20 protein-coding genes are annotated in these 22,370 nt (G+C 58.5%); 18 read left to right on the forward strand and 2 right to left on the reverse strand.

Annotated elements, in window-relative coordinates; translation table 11 throughout:
- Window positions 1–88: 88 nt before the first annotated feature.
- Complete coding sequence (locus OC446_RS18440) at window positions 89–772, reverse strand: GntR family transcriptional regulator (protein WP_262030487.1); 684 nt, start codon at window positions 770–772, stop codon at window positions 89–91.
- An 859-nt stretch (window positions 773–1,631) separates the two neighbouring features.
- Between OC446_RS18440 and OC446_RS18445 the strand changes: the two genes are divergently transcribed.
- Window positions 1,632–2,078: a cell wall hydrolase gene (locus OC446_RS18445; RefSeq protein ID WP_262030488.1), complete on the forward strand. Its 447-nt coding sequence runs from the start codon at window positions 1,632–1,634 to the stop codon at window positions 2,076–2,078.
- 86 nt (window positions 2,079–2,164) lie between these two features.
- Here OC446_RS18445 and OC446_RS18450 read toward each other — a convergent pair whose 3' ends face one another.
- Window positions 2,165–2,632, reverse strand: a complete 468-nt coding sequence (locus tag OC446_RS18450) for a hypothetical protein (protein WP_262030489.1) — start codon at window positions 2,630–2,632, stop codon at window positions 2,165–2,167.
- Window positions 2,633–2,987: 355 nt separating this feature from the next.
- Here OC446_RS18450 and OC446_RS18455 point away from each other — a divergent pair, with 355 nt between their 5' ends.
- The 17 genes from OC446_RS18455 (at window position 2,988) to OC446_RS18530 (ending at window position 22,369) form a co-directional block, all read left to right on the forward strand.
- The gene (locus OC446_RS18455; protein WP_262030490.1) at window positions 2,988–5,474 is read left to right on the forward strand and encodes a MobA/MobL family protein; all 2,487 of its coding nucleotides are present in this window, start codon (window positions 2,988–2,990) and stop codon (window positions 5,472–5,474) included.
- A gap of 92 nt (window positions 5,475–5,566) precedes the next feature.
- On the forward strand, window positions 5,567–6,352 hold the full coding sequence (locus tag OC446_RS18460; RefSeq protein WP_262030491.1) for a hypothetical protein: 786 nt from the start codon (window positions 5,567–5,569) through the stop codon (window positions 6,350–6,352).
- 36 nt (window positions 6,353–6,388) lie between these two features.
- On the forward strand, window positions 6,389–7,582 hold the full coding sequence (locus OC446_RS18465) for a DnaB-like helicase C-terminal domain-containing protein (protein WP_262030492.1): 1,194 nt from the start codon (window positions 6,389–6,391) through the stop codon (window positions 7,580–7,582).
- Between the two features lie 21 nt (window positions 7,583–7,603).
- The gene (locus OC446_RS31065) at window positions 7,604–7,819 is read left to right on the forward strand and encodes a helix-turn-helix domain-containing protein (RefSeq protein ID WP_410055094.1); all 216 of its coding nucleotides are present in this window, start codon (window positions 7,604–7,606) and stop codon (window positions 7,817–7,819) included.
- A 93-nt stretch (window positions 7,820–7,912) separates the two neighbouring features.
- Complete coding sequence (locus OC446_RS18470) at window positions 7,913–8,269, forward strand: TrbC/VirB2 family protein (RefSeq protein ID WP_262030493.1); 357 nt, start codon at window positions 7,913–7,915, stop codon at window positions 8,267–8,269.
- A 152-nt stretch (window positions 8,270–8,421) separates the two neighbouring features.
- Complete coding sequence (locus OC446_RS18475) at window positions 8,422–8,736, forward strand: VirB3 family type IV secretion system protein (protein ID WP_262030494.1); 315 nt, start codon at window positions 8,422–8,424, stop codon at window positions 8,734–8,736.
- 36 nt (window positions 8,737–8,772) lie between these two features.
- A complete protein-coding gene (locus tag OC446_RS18480) occupies window positions 8,773–11,223 on the forward strand; it encodes a hypothetical protein (RefSeq protein ID WP_262030495.1) in 2,451 nt (816 codons plus the stop codon).
- 90 nt (window positions 11,224–11,313) lie between these two features.
- On the forward strand, window positions 11,314–12,072 hold the full coding sequence (locus tag OC446_RS18485; protein WP_262030496.1) for a hypothetical protein: 759 nt from the start codon (window positions 11,314–11,316) through the stop codon (window positions 12,070–12,072).
- A 34-nt stretch (window positions 12,073–12,106) separates the two neighbouring features.
- The gene (locus OC446_RS18490; RefSeq protein WP_262030497.1) at window positions 12,107–13,393 is read left to right on the forward strand and encodes a hypothetical protein; all 1,287 of its coding nucleotides are present in this window, start codon (window positions 12,107–12,109) and stop codon (window positions 13,391–13,393) included.
- 163 nt (window positions 13,394–13,556) lie between these two features.
- Window positions 13,557–13,733, forward strand: a complete 177-nt coding sequence (locus OC446_RS18495) for a hypothetical protein (RefSeq protein WP_262030498.1) — start codon at window positions 13,557–13,559, stop codon at window positions 13,731–13,733.
- A 24-nt stretch (window positions 13,734–13,757) separates the two neighbouring features.
- Window positions 13,758–14,576 (forward strand): VirB8/TrbF family protein, encoded by an 819-nt coding sequence (locus tag OC446_RS18500; protein ID WP_262030499.1) that lies wholly within the window; start codon window positions 13,758–13,760, stop codon window positions 14,574–14,576.
- A gap of 39 nt (window positions 14,577–14,615) precedes the next feature.
- A complete protein-coding gene (locus OC446_RS18505; protein ID WP_262030500.1) occupies window positions 14,616–16,292 on the forward strand; it encodes a TrbG/VirB9 family P-type conjugative transfer protein in 1,677 nt (558 codons plus the stop codon).
- 11 nt (window positions 16,293–16,303) lie between these two features.
- Entirely contained in the window at window positions 16,304–18,070 is a 1,767-nt protein-coding gene (locus OC446_RS18510; protein WP_262030501.1) for a TrbI/VirB10 family protein, read from the forward strand.
- An 11-nt stretch (window positions 18,071–18,081) separates the two neighbouring features.
- Window positions 18,082–19,104 (forward strand): ATPase, T2SS/T4P/T4SS family, encoded by a 1,023-nt coding sequence (locus OC446_RS18515; RefSeq protein ID WP_262030502.1) that lies wholly within the window; start codon window positions 18,082–18,084, stop codon window positions 19,102–19,104.
- Window positions 19,105–19,117: 13 nt separating this feature from the next.
- Entirely contained in the window at window positions 19,118–19,423 is a 306-nt protein-coding gene (locus tag OC446_RS18520; protein WP_262030503.1) for a hypothetical protein, read from the forward strand.
- Window positions 19,424–19,427: 4 nt separating this feature from the next.
- Entirely contained in the window at window positions 19,428–19,940 is a 513-nt protein-coding gene (locus OC446_RS18525) for a hypothetical protein (protein ID WP_262030504.1), read from the forward strand.
- A gap of 68 nt (window positions 19,941–20,008) precedes the next feature.
- Window positions 20,009–22,369: a type IV secretory system conjugative DNA transfer family protein gene (locus tag OC446_RS18530; RefSeq protein WP_262030505.1), complete on the forward strand. Its 2,361-nt coding sequence runs from the start codon at window positions 20,009–20,011 to the stop codon at window positions 22,367–22,369.
- Window position 22,370: the final 1 nt, after the last annotated feature.

Raw genomic sequence — 22,370 nt, forward strand, 5'->3', positions numbered from 1 at the left:
AAGTGCTTAAGCTACATCCGCCAGCCCTCATCCCTCTTCCGATGCATAAGAACGGCTAAAGACCTTCCCCTGCATTCTATCGTCGACTTTAAACCTTATCGGAGGCCCTGCGTCCGTACCTGACTTCTCGGGCCCCCCCAATCACAACTCGAGTGCTCTGCACATGCCGGCGCATGAGTAGTTCGGCCAAAGGACCGTCCCCAGACTGGATTGCCTCGAATATCCGCACGTGCTCGAGATGCCGCTCCTCGTCCCTTCCCTCCTTCCGGCCCCAGTGCATCCGGTAAAGGATCCGATTGTATCGCCAGAAATCATTGTTCATCAGGCGAGCGAATTCTCGGTTCCCGCAGATCTGAATGATCTTTTGGTGAAAGTCGATGTTAGGCTCATCACCAGCAGGCTCGACAGCCTCCCCTACTATCTGGGTGGCCTCCTGATCGATAATTGCTTTGAGCTCCGCGATATCCTCCTTTGTCGCTCTCAATGCCGCCTTGAAAGCGGCTCTAGCCTCCAAGACCTCTCGCAACTCATAAAGATCGGCCACGTCCTCCGGTGTAAACACCGTAACCCTAGCGCCTGAATAGGGATGGCTCTCAACAAGACGCCTCTCCTCCAGCAAGCGGAGCGCCTCACGCACTGGTGCCCGGCTCACGCCAAGGCGCTCGGCCAGCGCCGCCTCCTTAAGCTGTGCCCCCGGCTCAAACTCACCGCTAAGGATTGCGGCAGCGATCTTTTCCGCAACGATGCTGCGAAGAGAGAGGATGTCGCTCATAGAAGCGTAGCCATTGTAGTCATTCTCACTTTATAACGTCAGATAAAGGACGATCCGGCCACTTCTTGGCTGTTGTGGCATAAATGTGTCTGGACTCTGGCCGTCCTTGGTATACAAGGTGACGAAGTTTAGTTGCGTAACAGGAGACGCCCATGTGCAGGGTCGTTTCGAATCCGGATTTGCCCTTTGAAGACATGGGCAACCTATTCGCCGTATGCCCGGTGGATCCCGCGAGCGGCCGGCGACTGCAGATCATGCCTGCTTCCAACACGCTCGCTTACCCCAACCTCAAACCCTCCCTTCGGCTCTGATCATTCCGGCAATTGTCGACAAGTGGCTAAGCCCCATCGGCGCTTAAACACCCCAAACGTCAAATCGCCGGTCTTCCTTATTCCCATCAACTGAACCATCCGAGCCAATTCATTCAGCCGAAACGTTCAGCCCATCGAGCAACTGCTTAGCCGAGTTCCCTTTCAGGTTCGTTACTGTCAGAGCCTCGGCAGCCGAGAACGAAAGCCAAAGAACCCCACCTGGCCCGTAATGGCAGGATCAAGAACCCCCGGCGGGATCATAACGACACCACCTAGCCAGTTGCCCGATAGTCCGATTCGAATTTCGCGAAATAGAAAGAGGTTATCCGAGTTTGCGTTCAGGCCCAGCTCTGCGCTAAAAAAGGAGCATGACCCGAAACGCAAATCATAAATCAACGTCGCACATCTGGACCGCCAGCATTATTTGCCTAGCGCTTGGCGGATGCCAAAGCGCTCTATTCAGACAGGCCGAGCCAGTCTCCTCCATCCAGACAAGTGCCCAAGTCCACGCACCTCTGCCAAAGGAGACGCCAAAGCAGGCAACGCTAGTGAGCAGCAGCGCCCATGAATGTCTAGCTCGGGCGATGTACTTCGAGAGCAATCGAAACAGTGATGACGGAATGCTTGCCGTTGGAACTGTCGTAATCAACCGGGTCGAGTCCCACAAGTACCCAGACACGATCTGCGAAGTTGTCGGTCAAAAGGGACAGTTCGCCAAAGGCGTCCTGACTAAGCCAACGCCCGATCCAGGATACTCGCGCGCAAAGATGGTCGCGTCTGAAGTTCTCACCGGCGCCAGGCACAAAGCGGTCGGTCGATCGCTGTATTTCCACACTGCCGGGTTCCGGATCCCGTACAAGGATGCTCAATATCTGGTGGTGGCCGGCGGAAATGCCTTCTACACCAGGGGCGCGGCGACGGATGAGTCGATTCCGACCTTCATGACACTGAAACTTGCGTCGCTTCAGTTCTCATCAGTCCAGTTTCTTCAGTGATATAACGCAAAAAGGCCGCCTGATGGCGGCCCCCTGCGAACACCCTTACGAAATCGTCGAAGGGTCTGGTGCGTCAGAGTTCATCTCTACGCATTATCGATGACGTTGACATTGCTTGCGACAAGGGTCAGCGAAACAACGCGCTCGCCGTCATCCTCCGAGTACGCGAATGGAACAATCACTCCACGTACCTCGATCAAATCACCTATGTTCAGTGAGGACCTCATATCCTCACACTTTGCCGGCTCGCGGACGACAATCGTCAACTCACACGCGCCGTCTTCTGGGATCGCTTCCAAACTCTCCGACGTTGCAAGGGCGATCTCCAGATACTTTCTCTGTCGCATCCCCAGAACGCGGCCCGAGACATTGAAGCCTGCTCTGAACTTTGGCAGATCAGCGAAAACTTCGCCCATTCGGTCCACAAAGCGCTTGTCCCGAGACACAACGCTTGTTGCGGCCGCGACGGCTTCCGTAAGCCGGGAGAGACTTCCACTAATCGCAATCGGGTGGAAAATCGATTCCCTTATACTTCCATCAGTTGAACCATCCATTTCCTGGTTGCCCCTTTTGGGTGATTGTTTGCGTCCTTTTTGGACAGGATTCTTATAATCGGTAATTCGGGCGCAAACAAAGCTGAATCCCTCGGATGGTAAACATCTGAACCCTCAATTTTAGCACCTGTGGACACGCCCTGCCGAAACGCAAAAAACGCAATGTTTTCGCTGAATTAGCACAACAATCGTTCGCTCGATCTGGAGCCGAAAAACTGCACCATTTTGGCTCAGTTTCAAACTGACCCAAAGCGTCTCAGCGCAGGTTAAGACCGAGGTATAAAGATGCCACAGCCTCCTTTAATTCGCGGTTTTGTGGTAAAGCACGCAAGGAGTTCAATTTGCAAATCAAACGATGACTGAGCAAGAAGCTGAAGAAATGGTTCGCCGCGATACCGCTCGCGCATTGGCAATTTCAGGCCGGATTGCGGAGGCTGAGCGTAGAGCACAGGAGCGGGTGAGGCGTCACAGCACATCGCCAAAAAATTTGAACGCTATGCTTGATGCGATGAAGTCACCCGGGCTTAGATCGGCCAGAGACTTCAATCGGTCTATCGCCTTCAAGACCGCACCGAGGCCCCAGGCTCCCGATACCGGCGGGGTCACGTTTCACTTTTCTGTAACTTCGGTCTCCAAAACAAACCGTACAGTCGCCGCCTATGCTGGCCGCTCGCCATCCGGGAGTGCGGAACAGCACGAAAGCTACATTGAGCGGGACGGTGCCGCGGAAACCTTCATCGACCCGGAGTCGAAGCGGTTTGACCAGGAGCAAGCAGCCGATGGTCAGGAATACATTGAAAGGCCTGGCGCCTCTGAAAAGCTTCATGAGGACGAGGGCATCATCATCTCTTCGTTTGGGAATATCGCTGAAACCAAGGAGGAACGCCTTGAGTTTTGGAAGAAGCTCGAAGCCATCGAGCAAAGCCCAAGAGGGCACAAGTTCACTATCAATCCCTTTCGGGGAGCTGATTTCTGGGATGCGGTCAAGAAGCATGCGGCCTCGGGAAAGGATGTTCCGGATCCGCTCACCCGGGCCATGAAGCATTGCCTGAGCGATGTGCCTCCCCTTGAACTAACGCTCAAAGACGAGGAGGCGATCAAGTTACTAAAGTTCGCACGGACGATGGGAGATTTTCAGACCGACGGCGCAATCAAGGTCTCCCTCGGCCGGGGCGGTCGGGTTCAGACTAGAATCATCGCCGAACTCCCCCATGAGATCACTCCGGCCCAGCGGCTTAAGCTCGCAAAGGAATATTGCGCCGAGTTCGATCGGCTCGGTCTTCCCTATTGGGCTGTGATCCATGCCCCGGACAAGCATAACGATCGGCGCAACTTCCACATCCACATCGCTCTCAGCGAGCGTCCCGCCAAGAGGATGATACACCCGGCAACGGGAAAGGAGGTTTGGGATTTCGAGATTGTAGAGACCTATCAGAACAAGTGGCGGAATGTTCGGGCTCATCATCCTTACGCCCAAGAGCGTAATCGCGACATCACGAAGTTATCGTGGGTTGGGATGGAGCGCCGCCGGCTCTGTAATGTTCTAAATAGGATCCTGGAGCAATCCGGCAGCTCCAAGCGCTACGACCATCGCTCCTACAAGGCCATGGGTCTAACCCAGAAGGCAAAGAAGCGCATCGATCCGAAAATCTACGCTAAGGAGCGCAAGGGCCAAGTCACGGAGCAGGGTATCGAGGCAGCCCGCCAGCAGTGGGCAGCTGCAGCGGCCGAACTCGACCAGCAATCCAGACAGGCCGCGACCACGGCGGTCAATGCGAGCTATAAGAACCGAGCCTTCTTTACTGCCCTCCACTCAGCCGGGCACCCTGATTCCGAACGATTTCAACGGCTGATCCGCAGGTCGGCCGATCTTTATAGCCTTGTGATGTCGGCCGTCGCCTCCCAAACGGCGGCAAACTTTGTGGCTGACAAGATGGTGTCCCGAGCGCGTCTCAAGAAGCCCGCGCAGAGGACCAAGATCGATAGGGTTCTGATAGAGGTGGCCGCGGAAATCAGAGCCACCGAGGGCAAACAGTTTGGCGCACTTGCCGACCGCTTCGCGGCTGAATACCGCGAGAAGGCCTCGCAGATCGCCCATATCCGCGCCGACTTCGCCAGATCATTCCAAAAGCAACTTTTCGGCCAGTTCCTCGACATGGTTGCTCCCAGCAATCCGGCGCCTAGCCCGAAGCCGCGCCGCCGCGGGATGTCGCTCGAGGAGATCAGGGAAATGACTGCAGGATGGTTTCCGAAGCACACCAGCTTGTCGGATTCCCCATCCAAACCTACACCGCAGCCTCCTCAGGAGTCGGCCGTCGATCGCTACCTCGGCAAGAACTTCTTCAATCCGAAGAACGCGGGCAAGATGCCCGAACGTGGGCCGAAGCCGGTTTCGGCTTCTAAGCCTTCCCAGGTGAAGGAAGCGACCAACAAGCCGCAGGCTCCAGCTGCATCGGCGGACAAAGTCGTCGACCCGAAGGTATCTACCGTGGAACCGACGGCTCCGGCATCACAAAAGCCGCGACTCGCTACACCGCACCGGCCAATACCAGCCCCAAGTCACGCACCAAGCGAAGGGGCCGAGCGTGCTTTGCCGGGCCAGGTTGATCAAAAGACGCCAGCCAAAGCCCCAGCTCCCCCGATCGTTGAACCGCCGCGCACAATCCCTGAGGTTGCCCCCATCCCGGCGCCAGTGGCCGAACAACTCCCGAGGAAGAAACGGAAGCCGCGGAAGACCGGCGCTGAAGAGGCCCAGGAGCAGAAGCCTGCTGCCGCAGACGCGGAAGCCCGCCGTCGCGCAATCCTCGCCCAAAGGCGGCGCACGCGTGACAAAGGCCGATAGATTGCAATTTAAATCCCGTTTTGTTCTTGTAATTCGGAGGAGGCTTGATACTTTAGCAGGTATCAACCTCCCCGGTTCAGGAATCGACGCGAATGTTCGACGCGCAATCGCTGGTGGATCTCTCGAAAAAGGGTCAAAAGCAGATCGTCGTGGCGATCCGGCTTGCTGCGGCCCTAGCTGAGAAGGGGCGCTCTATCAGCCGCCATGAGGCCGCAGCCCTTTGTCGAGTATCGGAACTCGTTTTTGAAGAGGTCCGCAAAGACCTCGAGGACTTCTTCACGATTCACGCAGGCCGGATCACGTTTAAGGATAAAGACAGCCTGCCCGCGCCGTGGGAGATCGATGACAGCAAAGCTGACCAAAGGGTCGCTAAACATCTCGAAAGCCTGGTGAAGCGTCACGAACAGCTCAATGCCGATACTCCAAAGGCCCGTGCAATCCGTGACCTCATCGCTCTCGGGATCGCGGAGCAACAGGCCCCAAAGACCTATCACTGGCTCGCCCAAGCCCACGGTCATGATCGGTTGATACAGGCGATCGATTATTGCAAGCCACTCAATCCGGCAGAGCCTGTCGGGATGTTGCTTAACTGGCTTCGACGCACGGCCGGAACACCCGCATCTACCCTGCGCGTACCGAAGCCCAACGTCGTGTTCAAATTCGTCAAGCCGTCCAATCCCGAAGCAGCGAAAACCGAATTCATCGGGTGGGAGGCTCCGCCAGATGGCATGGATCCATCGAGCCCTGAATTCAAATGGCCACAGGGAGCCCGTAGACGCATCTACCGGCAGCGCACGGGGCATATCCGGTTGGAGCTCCCTCCCCCTGATATGCCGATCCCTTCGGTTCAAGAAGATATCGGTTTCCACGTCCGCTGACCTCAACCCGCCACAGTTCCAGACGGCAGTCCAAACATGAATGCGTATGACGAAATTATTGGCGCAGTCCTCCGCGAGCCAAGCCTATACGAAAAGGTGCGATTTCTCAGTCCGGGTGACTTTGTCCAAGACGACCATATCCAGATCTGGGGCGCGATCCGTGAAAGCGTCTCAGAAGGGCACGACCCAACGCCAGAACGCATTGCCGCTTCCACTTTCCTAGATGACCAGGATCTTCCCCGCCGGCTGATCCACCGAGCCTCTGCCAACGTCGACGCCCTGATCCGTCAGGCGCGTCTGATCTCCGAGGAGCGGAGTAGAGGTCGAGCCATCACCTTAACCCGTGAGGCCCTTAAAAAGCTTGAGGACAGATCAAATCCACAATGGCGCGATGTAACCAAAAGCCTTTCTGACAACCTGGTCAGCGAGACACCAACCGGGCGCTCTATGACGGCCAATGAGGTTCAGAAGCAGCTTCTCCGGCGCCTGGACCGGCAAGTCTCTACCCGAATCCCGACGGGTCTTCGAGCACTGGACGCGCGGCTAGGGGGCGGTCTCCACCCAGGTACCCTCACGATGCTGGGCGCCTTTGGGAAAACCGGGAAAACCACACTTTGCGCCACCATCAGCTACAACATGGAGGCCGCAAATATCCCTCACCTGATGGCGTGCCTGGAGCGGGGTGGAACCGAAGTCGAGGAACTCAAAACGGCCAGACGGCTCGGTTGCAAGGGCTTCGACCTCGGTAAGTACAAGGACAAGATCGCAGCTCTCGCTCCAGCCAAACGCTGCTGCCACTATGTCCACGACACGGCCATGACCGTCGACGACCTCCGACACGAAATCCTGTATCACAGACGACGCCACGGAATTGTCGCGGCCCTCATCGACTTCTGGCAGTTGATCCAGGGGAAGGAAAAAGGGGAGTCCCTTGATGCACACCTCACGCGGGTTGCTCAGAGGCTTCAGGCTACCAGTGTCGATGCCGATATCCCGATCTTCATGACCAGCCAGCTCAGCGACAACGGCCGGAGCCGTGACAGTTCGGCCGCGCTAACCGCCTCAAACCTCTTCCTCATCCTCCACCGGGACAAAGATGCTTCCGAGGCGTGGATGGAAACCATCGTGAGCAATATCACCGACGAACTCGATATCGGCAGCATCGGATCTCCCCAATTCATCCTCGACCGGGAGGCTGGGCCCCATTTCCGGGACATCACCACGCTCTAAGGGACGGAAGGAGCATTTCCGATGAACAAGCCGACCCAGCTCGCTCGCCTGAGGACACAGGCGGGGCTGACCCAGAGGGACATGGCCACTCTGCTCCAGACCAGCCAGCCGTGGGTTTGCCGCCTGGAAGCGAACCCCGATGCGGCGACCGTCCGATCGCTACGGCGGTATCTCTCGGCGTTGGGCTACGATCTAGCTCATGTTCCCGCAATAAATGGCAATTCCGCTTCAATGTAATTCGGAAAACGGTTATAGAGTGATCCTCGGAACGAATTCCAAACCGTTCACGAATCATAGGTGGCATGTCGCCTATCAGCAGAGAGGGTTTCAATGAGGTACAAAACGCATCTGGCAGTCGCGGCCTGCGCACTTGCCGTAACGGCGCTGATGGCTGTCGACAGCTCGGCGTCCGCTCAGGTGTTCGGCGCCCTGGAGACAAAGGGCAAGAACGCCTTCGAAAACATCAAGAATCTGTCGTTTCTTGTTGGCGGCTTCGGCATCATCGGCCTCGCCGTAATGGCCTATTTCGGCCGTTTTCAGTTCAAATGGCTCTTCGCCCTTGTCGGCGGCCTTGCGCTGATCGCTGCCTCCGGCAGCATGATCGACTACGTTACCCAGAGCGGTAGCAACTCCGAGCAGGTTTCGATCACCCAGACGGACTTCGGCGATACGCTGACCGCGCGCTAATCTGTTGATCGACGGTCGAAAGTTTAACCAAGGGGGCCCTTTTCGGGCCCCTTTTTGTCGACGACTGCTCCCGAGCCGAGGTAAAAGGGGGGCGCCGAACTAAAATTCTCGAATCGTACAGATCAATTCGCTAAGCAGATAGAGGTGCCGTCGTGCAGGACATCGACACCAAGATTTACCGGCCCGTCTCGATGCCGCAGAAATTCGTCGGCGCTCCCCTGCTGCCGGCCGTGTTCTCCCTGTGTTTCTCCGTCCTCAGCTTCCTTTTCCTCGTCTTTTATGACTTTGGGTTGCCGAACGCGCTCGTCGTTCTGGGTTTCCTGGTCTCGATCTTTGTCGGCCACGGGGCTCTCGTCATGCTCGGGGGGAAAGAGCCCCACATGACCACCCTCATCCAGACAATGCGCTACTCGCTCCAGAAGTGCCGCCGGATTGGCGGCAAATCCCAACGCCGGTTCTGGCCCTGATCACTCGCCCTTCACGCCGTCACGAAAGCCGCTCACATGAGCCAAACCCTAGACCTTCTCCTCACCTATCAAACAAGCCTTCGCGCCGTTGCGACGGTTCTTGGCGCCGGGGCAGCGGCCGCGGGCCTCGCCTTTACGATTCCATCGGTTGTTGACCGCCTTCGGCCCCCTGCTCGCCAGGAGACCTTGGCCGACTTCTTGCCGTTCATCGAGTTGCTGCCGAACCGCAAACACATCAAGTGTGTCGCTGACCGGTACATATCCATCGTCGAGATCGGGGGTGCGGAGCTAAATCTCAGCTCCTTCGAAACCCGGGCCGAGCTCTTTCTGGCCCGAAAGTACATGCTGGACGAGGCCCAGCGGTCAGCTTTTGCTGAAATCCGGCTGTTCACGACCAAGGAGCGCCTCCCGATCAAGGCATCGCCAAACCGGACCAACCCTCTGCTCCAGGCAATCTCAGAGCAATGGAATAAGGATTTCAGCCACGCATACTCCTTGCGCCACTTCGCGCTACTGGTGGTCAAGTCCAGCGACGACCAGGAGGCCTCAGAACTACTGAAGCAGTCCGAGGATTTCATCCTCCGTACGCTCAATGCTTATGACTGTCGGGTTCTCGAGGAAGGTCCGGATCCGACAACAGGTCCGGCGGCAGTCCTTGCCCGCCTGATTAGCCCTGTCAGCCGCCCGTCCCCGAAGGTGGCTGGACTGGAGGAGCGGGCGATGAACCGAATGATCGCCGTGGATTCGATTGACTTCGGCTCTGACGACAGCGGCATCTTGCATTTCTCGAATGGCCGTGAAGAGAAGCTCGCAACCATTCTCGGGGTCCGGGATTGCGGCGAGAAGACCTCGGAGAACGCCTATAGGGAAATCATCGGCATCGATGCCGAGTTGGTCATTCACCATGCCATTCAGCCCCTGAATACCTCGCTCCAGATGGCGAAGCTGAAGCAGGAGCAGATGGCCGCCCCCATGATGACGCTGTCACAGAATGCGTCCTACGAGATCATGGAGGCTATCAGCCTTCTCGACGGACAATCCGAAATGAAGGCTACGCTGCACAACTACTCGATGAATGTTGTGATTTACGGCCAGACCCCAGAGGATATCGGGGAGATTGAGAACGAGATCGTCTCAACGATTTCCCGGACCGGCGCCACCTGCGTTCGTGAGTTGATCACCGCTCAGGCCGTCTGGTTCTCGATGTTCTCCTTCGACCGGCTCTGGCCCCGCCAATTCAGGTTTATGAGCCAGAATGTCGCCACCAACCTGGTCCTGCATAAGCCGAACATCGGCCTAAGAAAATCTGACTGGTGTAACGAGCCCCTCAGTTACTTCCGTTCTGTGACCGGCGAGGCTTACGCCTTCCAGTTCCACGCAACCGAGGACAAGGAGGCCGTGCCCCACTGTGTCTCGATTGGGCCAACCGGAACCGGTAAGACGACCCTTGTGAGCTTCCTCGCGGCCCAGGCGCTCCGCTTGCCCGACCTTAGGGTCTACCTGTTCGATCGCCTCAACGGCTGTGAAGTGTTCGTCCGGTGCGCCGGCGGCGACTATGTTACTTTCGACGGCGATGCCTCCTCCGCCAAGATGAACCCGCTCCTCCTGGCGGACACCCCCGACAACCGTCAGTTCCAGCAGCGATGGCTGCGCCTGCTGGGCGACGCTAAGGACGCCTTTGATGAGGAGGAGATCACCCGAGCCCTCGACATCAACTATGCGCCTTACCTCGATGCCAGCTTCCGGAAGCTGGACTCTCTTCACAAGGCTGCCTTCTCGCCTCACGGCAATCTGAGGAAGTCTCTTCAGCCTTGGGTCGATCCCAACATGCTCGGCGGCTATTTCAATGCGGAAGAGGATAATCTCGACCTGACAAAGACCCGCCTTGCGGGCTTCGATATGACCAAGATCCTCGGGGACCACCGGTTGGCTCCCCCGATCGTCGACTACATCATCCACCGTATCCGGTCGAACGCCACCACCACCGGGTCGCCTTCGCTCGTCTTCGTCGACGAGACCGAACCCATGCTTCAGAACGAGCTCTTCCGGAACAACTTCGTGAAAGTTGGTCTGCAGGAGGCCAGAAAGCTCCGCCAGGCCTACATCTTGGCCTTCCAGCGGCCGGAAGCCATCAAGGCGACCGGGATGTCCGAATTGATCCGCGGCCAATGCCAGACCGTGTTCTTCTATCGGAACCGCAACGCCAAGGCTGAAGACTACGACGATTGGGGTCTCAACGAGAGCGAACTGGCCTTCGTCCTCGGCAAGGACTTCGCCGGGCCGGAGCATAAGTACGCCGTCCTGGTGAAGAAATACTCCACCGGCCAGTCGGCCATCCTCGACATCGACCTGTCCGTTCTGGGCCGCTACCTCAAAGTGTTCTCTTCCGGCCGTCCAGCGGTCATCGAGCTCACCAAGGCAATCGAGAAATACGGCAAGGACGCATTCCTCGAGCCCTACCTGAACGGCGAATTCGCCGCCCGCTAGTCCGTCCCCTGACCAACAGAGGCTATCATGACCCTACGCTCCCTTCGATCCCGGGCATCGGCCATCACGTCGATGCTGGCTGTTATGCTCATGTCCGTCTGGCTGAGTGCGGCAGGCGGAAGTTTCGCCAACGCCCAGGTGCCTGTTCTAGACTCCAACGTTTTTGGCCAGGTCCAGCAAACTATGAAGACCGTTGCTAACCAGCTCGGTCAGCTACAAAACATCCTTGGCACCGTGAACCAGTTGCAGCAGGCGATCGGCCAGCTTGGTCCAAGCCAGATCTCCGGGCTCCTCGGCCGCCTCTCCTCCATGTTCTCGGAGATCAAGGGCGCCGGCGGCATCGGTCAGATGATGAGTTCTCTCCACGGGATCAAGGCCACTTTGGGCTCCTTAGAGAACTTCGGGAACCTCGGACGCAACGGCAGCTTCACGTCTTCCTTCAACACCCTACAGAATGCGTTTAGCCAAGCCTCACAGGGCGTCGGAACGATCCAGAGCGGCATCACCCAATCGCTCTACGTGAACAAGGCCGCTGGTACCCAGGCGGATGTCGAAGCCATCAACGCTGTGCGAGCCATCAATACTCGCACCGCGGCCACCAGCGCCATGGCGATTGCCATCCAGGGCAAGGACCAGGTTTCCAAGACCTCTCAGGACATTCAAAAGATCTCGGATCAGGCCAAGCAGTCTCAGGACATGCGCGGTGACCTCGCGGTCAACAATGCCATCATGATCAAGATGTTGGAGCAGGTCATTCAGAGCAACGCCCAGCTTTCCGCCATGCTCCATCTTCAGTCGGCCAGCGCTATTGGCAACGACAGCTACAACAGCCAGTCCAGCGGCCAGTAAGTCGCCTGTTCAAGCCAACGAAATGAGAAGTGCCATGCAACGCAAGAAGGTCATACTCGCCTCCACGGCGATTATCGTCGGGCTCTTTTCCAGCGATATGATCGGGCAAGCCAATCGGCCCCTCATTTCGGAGGCTTTCGGGAAGTACAAGCCAACCCCATGCGAGATCGCTTCCGGCGGTACGCTCTGGGGCTGGTTCCCCTGCCCGATCATTGATCCCAAGCGTCTGGCAGATGAAGTCCAGACGACGCTGGACGAGAACTTGAAGCTGGGTGCCCTCATCGAGCAATTTCAGGAATGGCAGAAGACCCTCAGCAGCGTCACGGCACCGATCTCCCAGGTTAAGGCCTTCCTCAACAGCCTCTTCTCATTTGGTGGTTCAGCCGGACCTCTCACGACCTTCAAGGACGACGGGAGGATCAACCTGCCTCAGGTGATGGCCTCGGCCAACCCGGCGAACGTGCCAGACATGTCACGGGCGGTCGCAGACTTCTTTCTCCGCCCAGGAGCGTCCAATCCGGCAGAACGGACGCAACTGTCCCGCTCCGTCTACACCGACGGCTTAGGAGCTGCAGTGGCCGCCAAGTCCGTGGTCACCAAGAACCAGGATGAAATCAAAAAGCTGTCCGAGGAGGTCGGCAAAGCCAAGACCCTCCGCGATGACTTTGCCGTTAACGCAAAGATCCGCCTGACGCTTCTCCAAGCTCTCGAGGAGCGCAATCGCCTCGTCGCGCGCCTCACATCAGGCCAGGCCGTCAGTCACCTCCGGCAGATGGGCCAGGATACCTTCGCCAGCAACAGCAGCTGGACCTCCAACTCCAATGCGTATGGAAATCCCCAAGCCTACGCGAACAGTGTGGAGCAGGAAGCCCGCTCCGAAGAGGCTGTAAGCGCGAAAGCACTCTTGCAGGCTCAGGATGCTCTAAACGCCGGCCGCCAGTCACTTGTGTATGCCGTCGAGCTCCACAACGGCCTCATCACCGGCCACAACCTGAACCAGAGCATTCAATCCGGCGGAGGATCTGACACCAACTACCTGAAAGAGGAACTGCAAACCCTCAGCCAACGGTATGGCGCTTCTCTCGATACGCCAGAGCAGGTCCACGCCTTCATTAACAAGCTCGCAGCGGAGACCCAAAAGGGCATCCGAACCGCTACGCAAATCATGCAGCAGCATCCCTCTCTTGCTTCAGAAGCATCGCTGCGCCGGATGATCACGGACCAGCAGACCGTTCTGGAAAATCTACGGAACGATTCGAGTTACCAGTCATACATCTCGGTTAACGCAAACGTGCCCCCATCAGGCACTCTGACCGACTGAACCGGCCTGCGTTAACCATCTGAAACTCTTACATTTTAACTTACCTAGTCATTTCCTACTCATATCCCCGCGGATTGTTCCGCACAGCGTCGAAATAGATTGGACGACCGAATTTAAAGGTATAGAAGCGAATTAAAGAACACCGATCACCAGGAAAGATCGAATGTTGATTCGCATTTTTGTCGTCACTCTTACTGCCCTTGCTCTCAGCGCCTGCGGAACATTGACCCAGGACGATCCAATCGGCATCGGCCGCTCGCCCAACGACCTGAAGAAGAGCCCTTGCGCCTGCATTCAGCTGCCAAACGCAGCGAATGACGTGCCTGTGCTGCCAGTTTAATCCTTTCAATCGGCGTCGTTTACCATGACCTCCAGCGTCTCCCGCCTCCAGCGTCTCACCGATCGTATTTCTCCTAAGAAGGAAGGGGATGCTGCACTCGCAACCTCGGCGCCCGAGCCGCAGGTTCATGCTGAGCGTGTGACCCACTTCCCGTCCGTCTCTAGCCAGAAGCCCAAGGACAAGATCGGCGGCTACCTGCGTGACCATGATGCGCCTCATGCCGCTGGCCGGCGTGCTGCGGTCTCGGACAAGCTCCTGATTGCCGTCGCGGGCGTGTCGCTTGCCATCAACGTGGTGCAGGCCGTCGCGATCATGCAGCTAATCCCGCTCTACCGTGTCGTTCCTTTCTTCGTCACCTGGTCCGACAAGTCCGATCAGGTGGTTCGCGTCGAGCCGCCGACCGGCAATCTGAAATCGCTGGCGATCCTCGAAGAGGCGAACGTCCGTGAATATGTGACGATGCGCAATACGATCACGGACGATCCGCAGCGCACGATTTATCAGTGGGGCACCATCGTCCGGCTGATGTCCTCCAAACCCGTTTACGACCAGTTCCTTGCGGAGACGAAGCCTGTTTATGACTCCCTCAAGGAGAGGCGCTTTACCCGCAGCGTGTCGCTCAAGAGTGTTCTGAAGATCCAGAATGGCTACTGGCAGGTCGAGTTCGACGTCATTGACCGGCGCATCGGCTCCGGCCTCACCGACGGCGGAGACGAACGCAGAACCTTCGTTGCCCAACTCCGTGCTCAGAATGTTGAGCAGAGCATCAGCTACGACAACCGCTTCCTGAATCCACTCGGGTTCACTGTCACCGCTTACACAGTGGCGTCCAAAAAAGACTAAGCCGTCGCGGCGCCAACAAGATCACCAGGACCTTACCCAATGACCTCCTCGCGCTCTCGTCATCTCTCAACCGCCGCGCTGACTGCCTTCATTGCCACTTCTGCATTGAATGCTGCTCTCGCGCAGGGCACTCCGATGGGCCCTGCCGGGCAGATCACCCAGGCACAGGCAAATGTGCCGGCCGACTATGCCAAACCGGGCGTTCCCGGCCTCGCGCCGGAGCCTCTCGATATGCCCTCGCAGGTGACGGCACAAGGAACGGCCAGAATTGCGACTGCAGTCGCCTCGAAGCCCCTCGGCCTGGAGCAGAAGGCTTGGCTTGACCCGAACAAGCATAAGTCGCCTCGCCAGACACGCCCCGGCTTCGTGAAGATTTCCTGGCGTCCCGATGATGTGATGGAGGTCAACGCTCGTGAAGGCCTTCTGAGTGTGATCAAGTTCCCGCGCCAGGAAGAAGTCGTTCAGGTAATGTCGTCGGATCCCGGTTCGTTCGAGACCTCGACTGCCCCCAACAAGCGGTCGGTTGCCATCCGCGCCATTTACCCAGGCGTAGACGGTAACCTGATCGTCTACGGCAGCTCGGGTAACGTCTATAACTTCTATCTCCGCTCTCTTCCCTTCAATGCTGATCGTCTTCCCGACACGACAGTTGAGGTTGTGGTCGGCGGCATGGAGGCTGGAACCGGTGAGACCCTTGCGTCGACTGCCCCTGTGTCGATGCCGTACACGAACTACAAGGATCTCTACGAGCCCGCGGTGAACAAGGCGACCGCCTACTTTGATGCCGGCGGACGGGAATATGCCCGTGGCGCTCCCGTTAATCCGGGCGATATGCGTAACAACATCAGCATCGAAGCCCGCTCGCAGGAAGATGCGGTCATTGCCCCTATCCGCGCGTGGCACGATGGACGGTTTACCTACCTGGATTTCGGCCCGAACGCCTCGTCCATGACTGAATGGCCTGTGGCCGCGCTTGTCATCCAAGGTGTCGAGAGCCCGGTCGGCACTCGCGTTGCCGGCAAAGACCGGTCGATGATGGTTATTGAAGCCATCGGCAACATCACGCTGCGCAATGGCGGCCGTCTTGTCTGCCTGCGCCTCGCTCGCCCTCTGGATGATAACCGCTACGCCAAGGATGCGCCGATTGTCGACCCGCGTCGTACCGTGGTGGTCGAAAAGCCGGTCATCGTCGAGCGTGAGGTCCCGGTCGAGGTCCAGAAGACCGTCGTCATCGAGAAGCCGGTCCCGGCGCCTGCGGTACGGCCTGTTCCACCCGCTCCCCAGCCCCCACTTGTCCGGAAGGGCGCGATTGAACCCGTCGAGAAGAAGATCGTCGCATCTGCCGGTCCTCTCGTGGCTCCGATGGCTATTCCCGCCCCTGCCGTTGCGCCGGCTCCGGCCGCAGCTCCCACCCCTGCCGCGGCTGTCATTCCCGCCGCCCCACCGCCGCCTCCGGCTCCCGTGTCCAGCGCCCTCATCCTCGGCCCTTACACGAAGGCTGAAGGCGAGCAGGTTTGGAACCTCTATCGGGCGGATAATCGTCTGCAGGCTGGCAAAGCAAAACTGTCTTGGCAGTCCCAGACCGGTGGCTCTCTCAAGGCAGCTCCCGCCTCGGGCCGGGCCATGATCAAGATCAGCGGCGTCAATCCTTCTGCAGCTACCTCGATTTGTGATGTCCGTCGTCGGCACGGCGACACCTGCCTGGTCGCGGAATAAGGGGCTAGACAATGAGCGATGATCCCAAGCGCAAAACCAAAATCCGGCTCCTTACCGCTACCAGCGCCTTTGCGCTTTTCGGTGTGACCCTGTTCCTTCTGACACTGCCTGAAAGGAACACCGCGCTTTCGATGAAGCAGGCCGCCCTGCCGCCGTCCGAGCCTGTCTTTGCACCTGCCCAGCCGGAGGCGCCAAAGGCGCCCCCACGGGAGGGTGATATCTCCCCTGATCGGGCCACGATTGAGGCTCGGGACATCCCAGCCGGAAAGGAGCGCTTCACGTCGACGTTCTCGATCCGGGCGACGGATATGCCGGCGACCATCAAGACGGTCAGCATGCCCTATGCCCAGGAAGCCGGTATCCGCCTCGATGCCAGCAACTGCGAGGGCGTCCGGCTCGAGGTTGAGCAGGCTTGCCTTGTCCAGTTTGTCTATGATCCCGCTATCCCAGGCCGCGTGGATGGCCGCATCCTGATTACCGCCGCCTCAGAGCGGTCGGACGGTTCGATCCGCAATGTCACGAAGGTGGTCAGCGTCGATGCTACCGCGATCACCCCCGTTGTCGCCGAGCCAGTAGTTCTTGCCCCAGCACCGCCGCCGGAACCCGAATACGATCCAGCGGCGGAGGCAGTCCTCCGGAATCGGCGGTCGGCTAGCCTTCTGACCTCACAGTCGGATGCTGAGAACCTGACCTACCTGGGACCCCAGCGGCCGAGCGAGGAGGATTGGGAGTCAATCGGCTATAAGCGGAACTCCTCAAGCTACCCGGTAGACATGAGCCGCGTCGTCACGATGGACAAGCCCATCCCGGCGGTGATCAAGATCCCAATTGATACCCGCAATGCCTCCCGTGCCGTTGCTACCGTCGAGCGCGACATCTATGGCGGCGATGGACGTCTCGTGATCATCGAGCGCGGATCGACGCTCATCGGAACCGTGGAAGCTATCGGCTCAACGGGCGAGGAGAAGGTTGCGATCGCCTGGGAGCGCTTGGTTCGACCCGACGGTGCGGCGTTCGCATTCCAGGCCACCAGTGGCGATGCGATGGGACGCGCCAGCATCCCCGCGCACATGGACAACCGTTGGTTCGAGCGCTTCGGGACCACAATGCTGATGTCGGCGCTCAACGTGGGCGTGACTTTGGGCCTCAACGGCTCCCAGACCGTTGTTACTTCGGTCAGCCCCTACGGAGCCGGGTCAGCCAATATCGGCCAGGACGCCAGAGGGATTGCCACCCAACAGTTCCGCGAGGATACCCAGCCCCTCATTCAGCAGTTCACCGAGGAGCAGTTGGCTCTGCCGCCTATCCGAACTGTTCCGGCTGGAACACGTATCACTGTGTTCCCGAGCACCGATCTCTGGCTTAAGCCGATCAATCCTACCCAGAAGATGCGTGAGGAATACGCCAGCAAGGTCCGCGCCTCCCCGGAGTATCAGGCAGCGCGCAACAATCCTGGGCGCTCGGGTGGCCCGGGGGCAACTCAGCAGGCAGCCACGGCAGGCCCGAACCGCTTCAATGCGCCGATCGGGACGAGTGTCCCGCAGTACATGCAAAACGGCGGTGTCGTTCAGAACCCGGCGGCGAGCATGAACAGCCCGATGGTTCAGGACCTAACCCGGGCGGGAACCCAGAAGCGGGGACAAGCGGACGACAGTCTGGATTTCATCACTGCCCCCTCGGCGAATGAGAAGCTTCAGCAGCGGCAGCAGTCCCGCCAGAACTCGCAGCAACAGTCGGCAGCCGGGACCCCGATGGGTCAGAACTGGTCGCCCTTCTAGGAGACGGTCCCATGAGCAACACCAGCACCCAGGTCCTCCTCCAGAAATTCATTGGGCCTCTCTATGAGCGCCTCCTCCACCCTGACGTGGAGGAGATCGCCATCAACAAGCCCGGCGAAATCTGGGTTCGCCGGCGCAAGCCTGACGAGCAGGGACGCCAGTGGATCCCCGAAGAGGCTCCCGACCTCACGGGACGGTACCTCGAGAACATCTGCCACATGGTGGCAAACCTGCAGAACATCCCGAACTTCGGCGCAGCCGGAATGCCGGTCGTCTTCGGTACCGTCCCAGGCGGGCATCGTTTCGCGGCCGGGATTGGCCCGAATATCCAGTCCGAGACACCCGAGGGAACCAGCGAAGAGGGCTCGATCTGCGTCTGCGTCCGCCAATACAGCAAGGAGCAGACGGTCGATCTGCAGGACTACGGCATCACGCCAGGTCAGAGGCTTCGCCCTCCGGTGGCTTCGATCTTCACCCGAGCGACCGACCCTGATGATCCCTTCGCGCAGATCGTGAACTCCCTTACCCGAGGCGATCACATCCTCCTCTCTGGCGCGACCAGCAGCGGCAAGACCACCTTTCTGAACCGCCTTGTCTCGTTCCTCGACGACCGCAAGCGGATCCTCACGGTCGAGGACACCCGCGAAATCCGGGTTCTCCAGCCCAACCGTGTCCACATCTTGATGAGCCGTACGCAGCAGGCCAACAAATTCGACTACCGTGCTGTGCGCGACCTAATTGTTCGTATGACCCCCGACGTGGTTATGGCCGGCGAGATCTCGAACTCGAACGCGGCCACGATCTGGGAGCTCATGACGACTGGCCACGGCCACTTCATGACGACGATCCACGCCAGATCCCCGGACGAGGCGCTGACCACCTTCATCAACTGTATCTCAAACGCCCGATCGATGGCGGGAAACACGGATGCCATCGACCGCGACGAGCTCCGGGCTCAGATGGTCGAGCACATCCGCGTCATTCAGATCGAAAAAGATTCTCTCGGCCAGCGCCGCATTTCAGCCGTTGCCTAACATCGAGGCTCACATGATTTTCCTAATCGCCATATTCGTTCCGCCGATCTCCCTTGTTATCCGAGACGCCAAGTATGACGCCATCGCCAGTCTGGTGATGATCTGCCTTTGCATTCTCCTCGCGCCAGCCGTTCTCCCGTACATCTGGATTGCCGCTATTGTGCACAGCTTCCAGGTTATCCGCCGACAGGACGAGGACCGCAGAACCCGGGAGATTATCGCCGCCATTAAGGGGCGTCCTGCTTCCAACGACCCTGTCTCGGCTCCGGCTCCAGAAGCGCCAGTAGGCGGTCAGATCGCCTTGCAGGCCGGAGCATAGATCAATGGCTACGAAACTCCCCAAGGGGCAAACCCTGAGCGCGACCATGACCGCGGTCAACTCCATTGCTCTCAATGTGCTTCCTGCACAGCATTATTCGGCACATCTCCTCCCAGCTAGGATGCTGCTGAAGGGGCTGCTGCTGGCCTTTATCGACGATCGTGCGCGAGAGCCCGCGCTGGACGGCGAGGATGCTCCTGATCCGACTCTTGAGAGCTTCGCCGACGCTACGCTTGCTGACCTTCACAGCCACATCGCGGGTGCGAATGCTCCCCTGATCCAATGGATCTCTGACAAGGGCGCACTCGGAAACTCTCCCACACCTCTACGCCAGATCGCCGTCACCCACCTGTTGACGGTTCTACAGGATCAGCCAGCGGCACGTTATGGCATCATGGCCGTGTTCGATGCTCTGGGCCAACACATCACGGACGGCTTCGCCCTCGCCGGTGCCCACGAGATGTCTGCTGAAGGCACTGGTCCCGAAACCCCGACGATACTTTCCGCAGCAGCCTGAGATCAGAGACCCGGGACATTCAACGTCCCGGGCCGCTACACCTTTCGCCCTCAATTCCGGTTTCTGTCATGAAGCTCCACAACCCCTTAAAAACCGAGTACCTGCCCGAACACATGACGGAAAGTCAGCGGAAGCATTACCGCTGGCTCGGGATCACCGCGGCTATCGGCCTGCCGCTGGCCGCTGGAACAACCCTATGCACTCCGCTTTTCCGGTGGCTCATTGATCAACCGTTGAACCAGCGAACCCTGGATGGGGTCGGGGCGTTCGTTGGCCGCGTGGCGGGTGGCGACATACTCTCGATGAATTATGCTTTTGTTGTCTCGCCCAACTACGGCGGGTTTGACGCGCTAAAGGCCTATCTTGGGGTCGCCTTTGTTAGCACCGTTGTTTACATGGCCCCGGCGCTCCTCAACCCCTATCTTCGCCAGGTCATGAAGGGCGGCTTTGCCGACTGGTGCGATGACGAAACGCTCGCAGAAATGGAGGCTCGGGAACAGGTCGGCATCAAAGGTGGGCACCTGATGGCCCTTGGGCGATGGCCAAAAGGTCCTCGAAAAGGGCAGATGGTCATGATGATCGAGACCCTTTCCGCTCTGTGTCTCGCCCCTCCCGGAACCGGTAAAACCGCTGCCTTCGTGGTACCGACGCTCCTAAAGGGCGACAACGTTTCCTTCATCGTCAATGATCCGAAGCCCGAGCTCTACGAGATGACCGGGCACTATCGGTCGACGGTGAGCCACGTCTTTATGCTGAACTGGGCGAAGGTGGACGAGCCCAACTACACCCTGACCTTCGATACGAACAAAGCGGGTCCGTTCTGGGACGTGTTTCTCGATCTTTATGGCAAGGGCACCAAGGGTCAAATTCCCGAAGAGCTGGTTGTCGGCTACAAAGCCCGTGAGATTGCCGGACGCAACGACGGGACATTCGATGCCTCGGTCGCTCCTACTCGGATTAAGCTCGTCAAAGACTGGATCAACCAGCGGGATGGCGCTGGGGTCTATACAGTCCGGGACCCCGTGTTTTATCCGCGGTTCAACTTTTTGTCGCCGAAGCTTGTCCCACCACAGGGGCCGGACCGCGACACCTACCTTGACACCGTCGCCAAGACCCTGATCCCTAACCCAGATGGCGGTAAAGGAAACGACTACTTTGTGACCAAAGGTCGGGCCGCCCTTACCGGATTCATGCACTACCTGATCTCGAAGGTTGGTGACAAAAAGAACTACGAGGGGCTGCCAGCCAAATGGAACGGTTATGAACCGTCCATCCCGATGCTGTCGGACTGGCTTGCTGTCTCCCAGTTCGAAAGCACCAAGAAGACCGGCGACGAGGATCCCATGGCAGCCATGGGTGCCGACAAGATGGGAGACTGGATTCGGACCCTCTGCGACGACGTTGTTCCTGCCGAACAGGGCGGCAAGTTCCCCTCCCCGCGCGCCTTCGTTGAGCTAAGCTCTCTCGTCAATATGGCGGACAAGGAAAGATCCGGCGTATTCGGCACTATGGATCAGGCGCTTCTGCCGTTTAAAAACGCCGCTGTTGCTCAGAGAACATCTGCCTGTGACTTCACTCCAGACGACATGCGGGGGATGAAAGCGCCCGGGTCGGACGAGATCAAGCCGGTGACGCTCTACATCTGCGTCAACCAGGCGGAGGCAGGGGCATTCGAAACCGTCACAGCGCTCCTCTATGAGGTGTTCTCACAAAGCCTGATCTCCTACGGCCCCGGAGAGTTCAATCACAAGACGGGCAACGAGCTCGGCCCCTTCCCCGTATGCTTCGCCCTGGACGAGTTCGCCAAGCTGCCGCGCATCGAGTCGGTAATCACCGGCCCCGACCTTGGCCGCTCTAAGAAGGTTAGCTACCTCCTGGCGGCACAGGACTTCGGCCAGATCCGAAAGAAGTACACGGCTGAAGACGAGTCAGTGATCATCACGACGACGGCCGTCAAATACGTTCTTGCGCAGAACAACACCGACACCATCGACAAATTCAAGAAGATGGTCGGTGAAACCACGATCCAACGGGCTCAGAAGACCTACAACGAAGGACTCTCGAAGTCCGCAAATCCAATGGCCTGGAGCCGGTCCGAGCAGATCGAAAACATCAGTTTCCTGCGCAATGAGGATGTGGCTTCTCTGAAACCAGGAAAGAACATCGTCCTCGTCCAGAACTTCCTGAACCGCCCGATGAAGCTGGATACGCCCTACTTCTTCAAGGACAAGGAAATGGCCGAGAAGGTTCGCTCCCGCGGGAAGGGGCCGATCGCGACACAAACCATTCCTGACTTCATTCTGAAAGACCGCCTGACTGCCGTCGACCCTGCCGAAGCGGCGAAACGGAAAGCCGGCCGGCTGAGGAGGGAACGGGACGATCAGGAAACCCGGCACCTGACGCCGGAGGTGGTAGCTTACGAAGGCTAAA

Origin of the sequence: Microvirga sp. Mcv34 (genome assembly GCF_024519725.1) — a bacterium.
Classification (GTDB): domain Bacteria; phylum Pseudomonadota; class Alphaproteobacteria; order Rhizobiales; family Beijerinckiaceae; genus Microvirga.

Bases quoted from the DNA above. Each gene is read 5' to 3' on its own strand.
- OC446_RS18440 (WP_262030487.1), bottom strand. From the start codon at position 772: ATGAGCGACATCCTCTCTCTTCGCAGCATCGTTGCGGAAAAGATCGCT.
- OC446_RS18450 (WP_262030489.1), bottom strand. From the start codon at position 2,632: ATGGATGGTTCAACTGATGGAAGTATAAGGGAATCGATTTTCCACCCG.
- OC446_RS18455 (WP_262030490.1), top strand. From the start codon at position 2,988: ATGACTGAGCAAGAAGCTGAAGAAATGGTTCGCCGCGATACCGCTCGC.
- OC446_RS18460 (WP_262030491.1), top strand. From the start codon at position 5,567: ATGTTCGACGCGCAATCGCTGGTGGATCTCTCGAAAAAGGGTCAAAAG.
- OC446_RS18465 (WP_262030492.1), top strand. From the start codon at position 6,389: ATGAATGCGTATGACGAAATTATTGGCGCAGTCCTCCGCGAGCCAAGC.
- OC446_RS31065 (WP_410055094.1), top strand. From the start codon at position 7,604: ATGAACAAGCCGACCCAGCTCGCTCGCCTGAGGACACAGGCGGGGCTG.
- OC446_RS18470 (WP_262030493.1), top strand. From the start codon at position 7,913: ATGAGGTACAAAACGCATCTGGCAGTCGCGGCCTGCGCACTTGCCGTA.
- OC446_RS18480 (WP_262030495.1), top strand. From the start codon at position 8,773: ATGAGCCAAACCCTAGACCTTCTCCTCACCTATCAAACAAGCCTTCGC.
- OC446_RS18485 (WP_262030496.1), top strand. From the start codon at position 11,314: ATGTCCGTCTGGCTGAGTGCGGCAGGCGGAAGTTTCGCCAACGCCCAG.
- OC446_RS18490 (WP_262030497.1), top strand. From the start codon at position 12,107: ATGCAACGCAAGAAGGTCATACTCGCCTCCACGGCGATTATCGTCGGG.
- OC446_RS18495 (WP_262030498.1), top strand. From the start codon at position 13,557: ATGTTGATTCGCATTTTTGTCGTCACTCTTACTGCCCTTGCTCTCAGC.
- OC446_RS18500 (WP_262030499.1), top strand. From the start codon at position 13,758: ATGACCTCCAGCGTCTCCCGCCTCCAGCGTCTCACCGATCGTATTTCT.
- OC446_RS18505 (WP_262030500.1), top strand. From the start codon at position 14,616: ATGACCTCCTCGCGCTCTCGTCATCTCTCAACCGCCGCGCTGACTGCC.
- OC446_RS18510 (WP_262030501.1), top strand. From the start codon at position 16,304: ATGAGCGATGATCCCAAGCGCAAAACCAAAATCCGGCTCCTTACCGCT.
- OC446_RS18515 (WP_262030502.1), top strand. From the start codon at position 18,082: ATGAGCAACACCAGCACCCAGGTCCTCCTCCAGAAATTCATTGGGCCT.
- OC446_RS18520 (WP_262030503.1), top strand. From the start codon at position 19,118: ATGATTTTCCTAATCGCCATATTCGTTCCGCCGATCTCCCTTGTTATC.
- OC446_RS18525 (WP_262030504.1), top strand. From the start codon at position 19,428: ATGGCTACGAAACTCCCCAAGGGGCAAACCCTGAGCGCGACCATGACC.
- OC446_RS18530 (WP_262030505.1), top strand. From the start codon at position 20,009: ATGAAGCTCCACAACCCCTTAAAAACCGAGTACCTGCCCGAACACATG.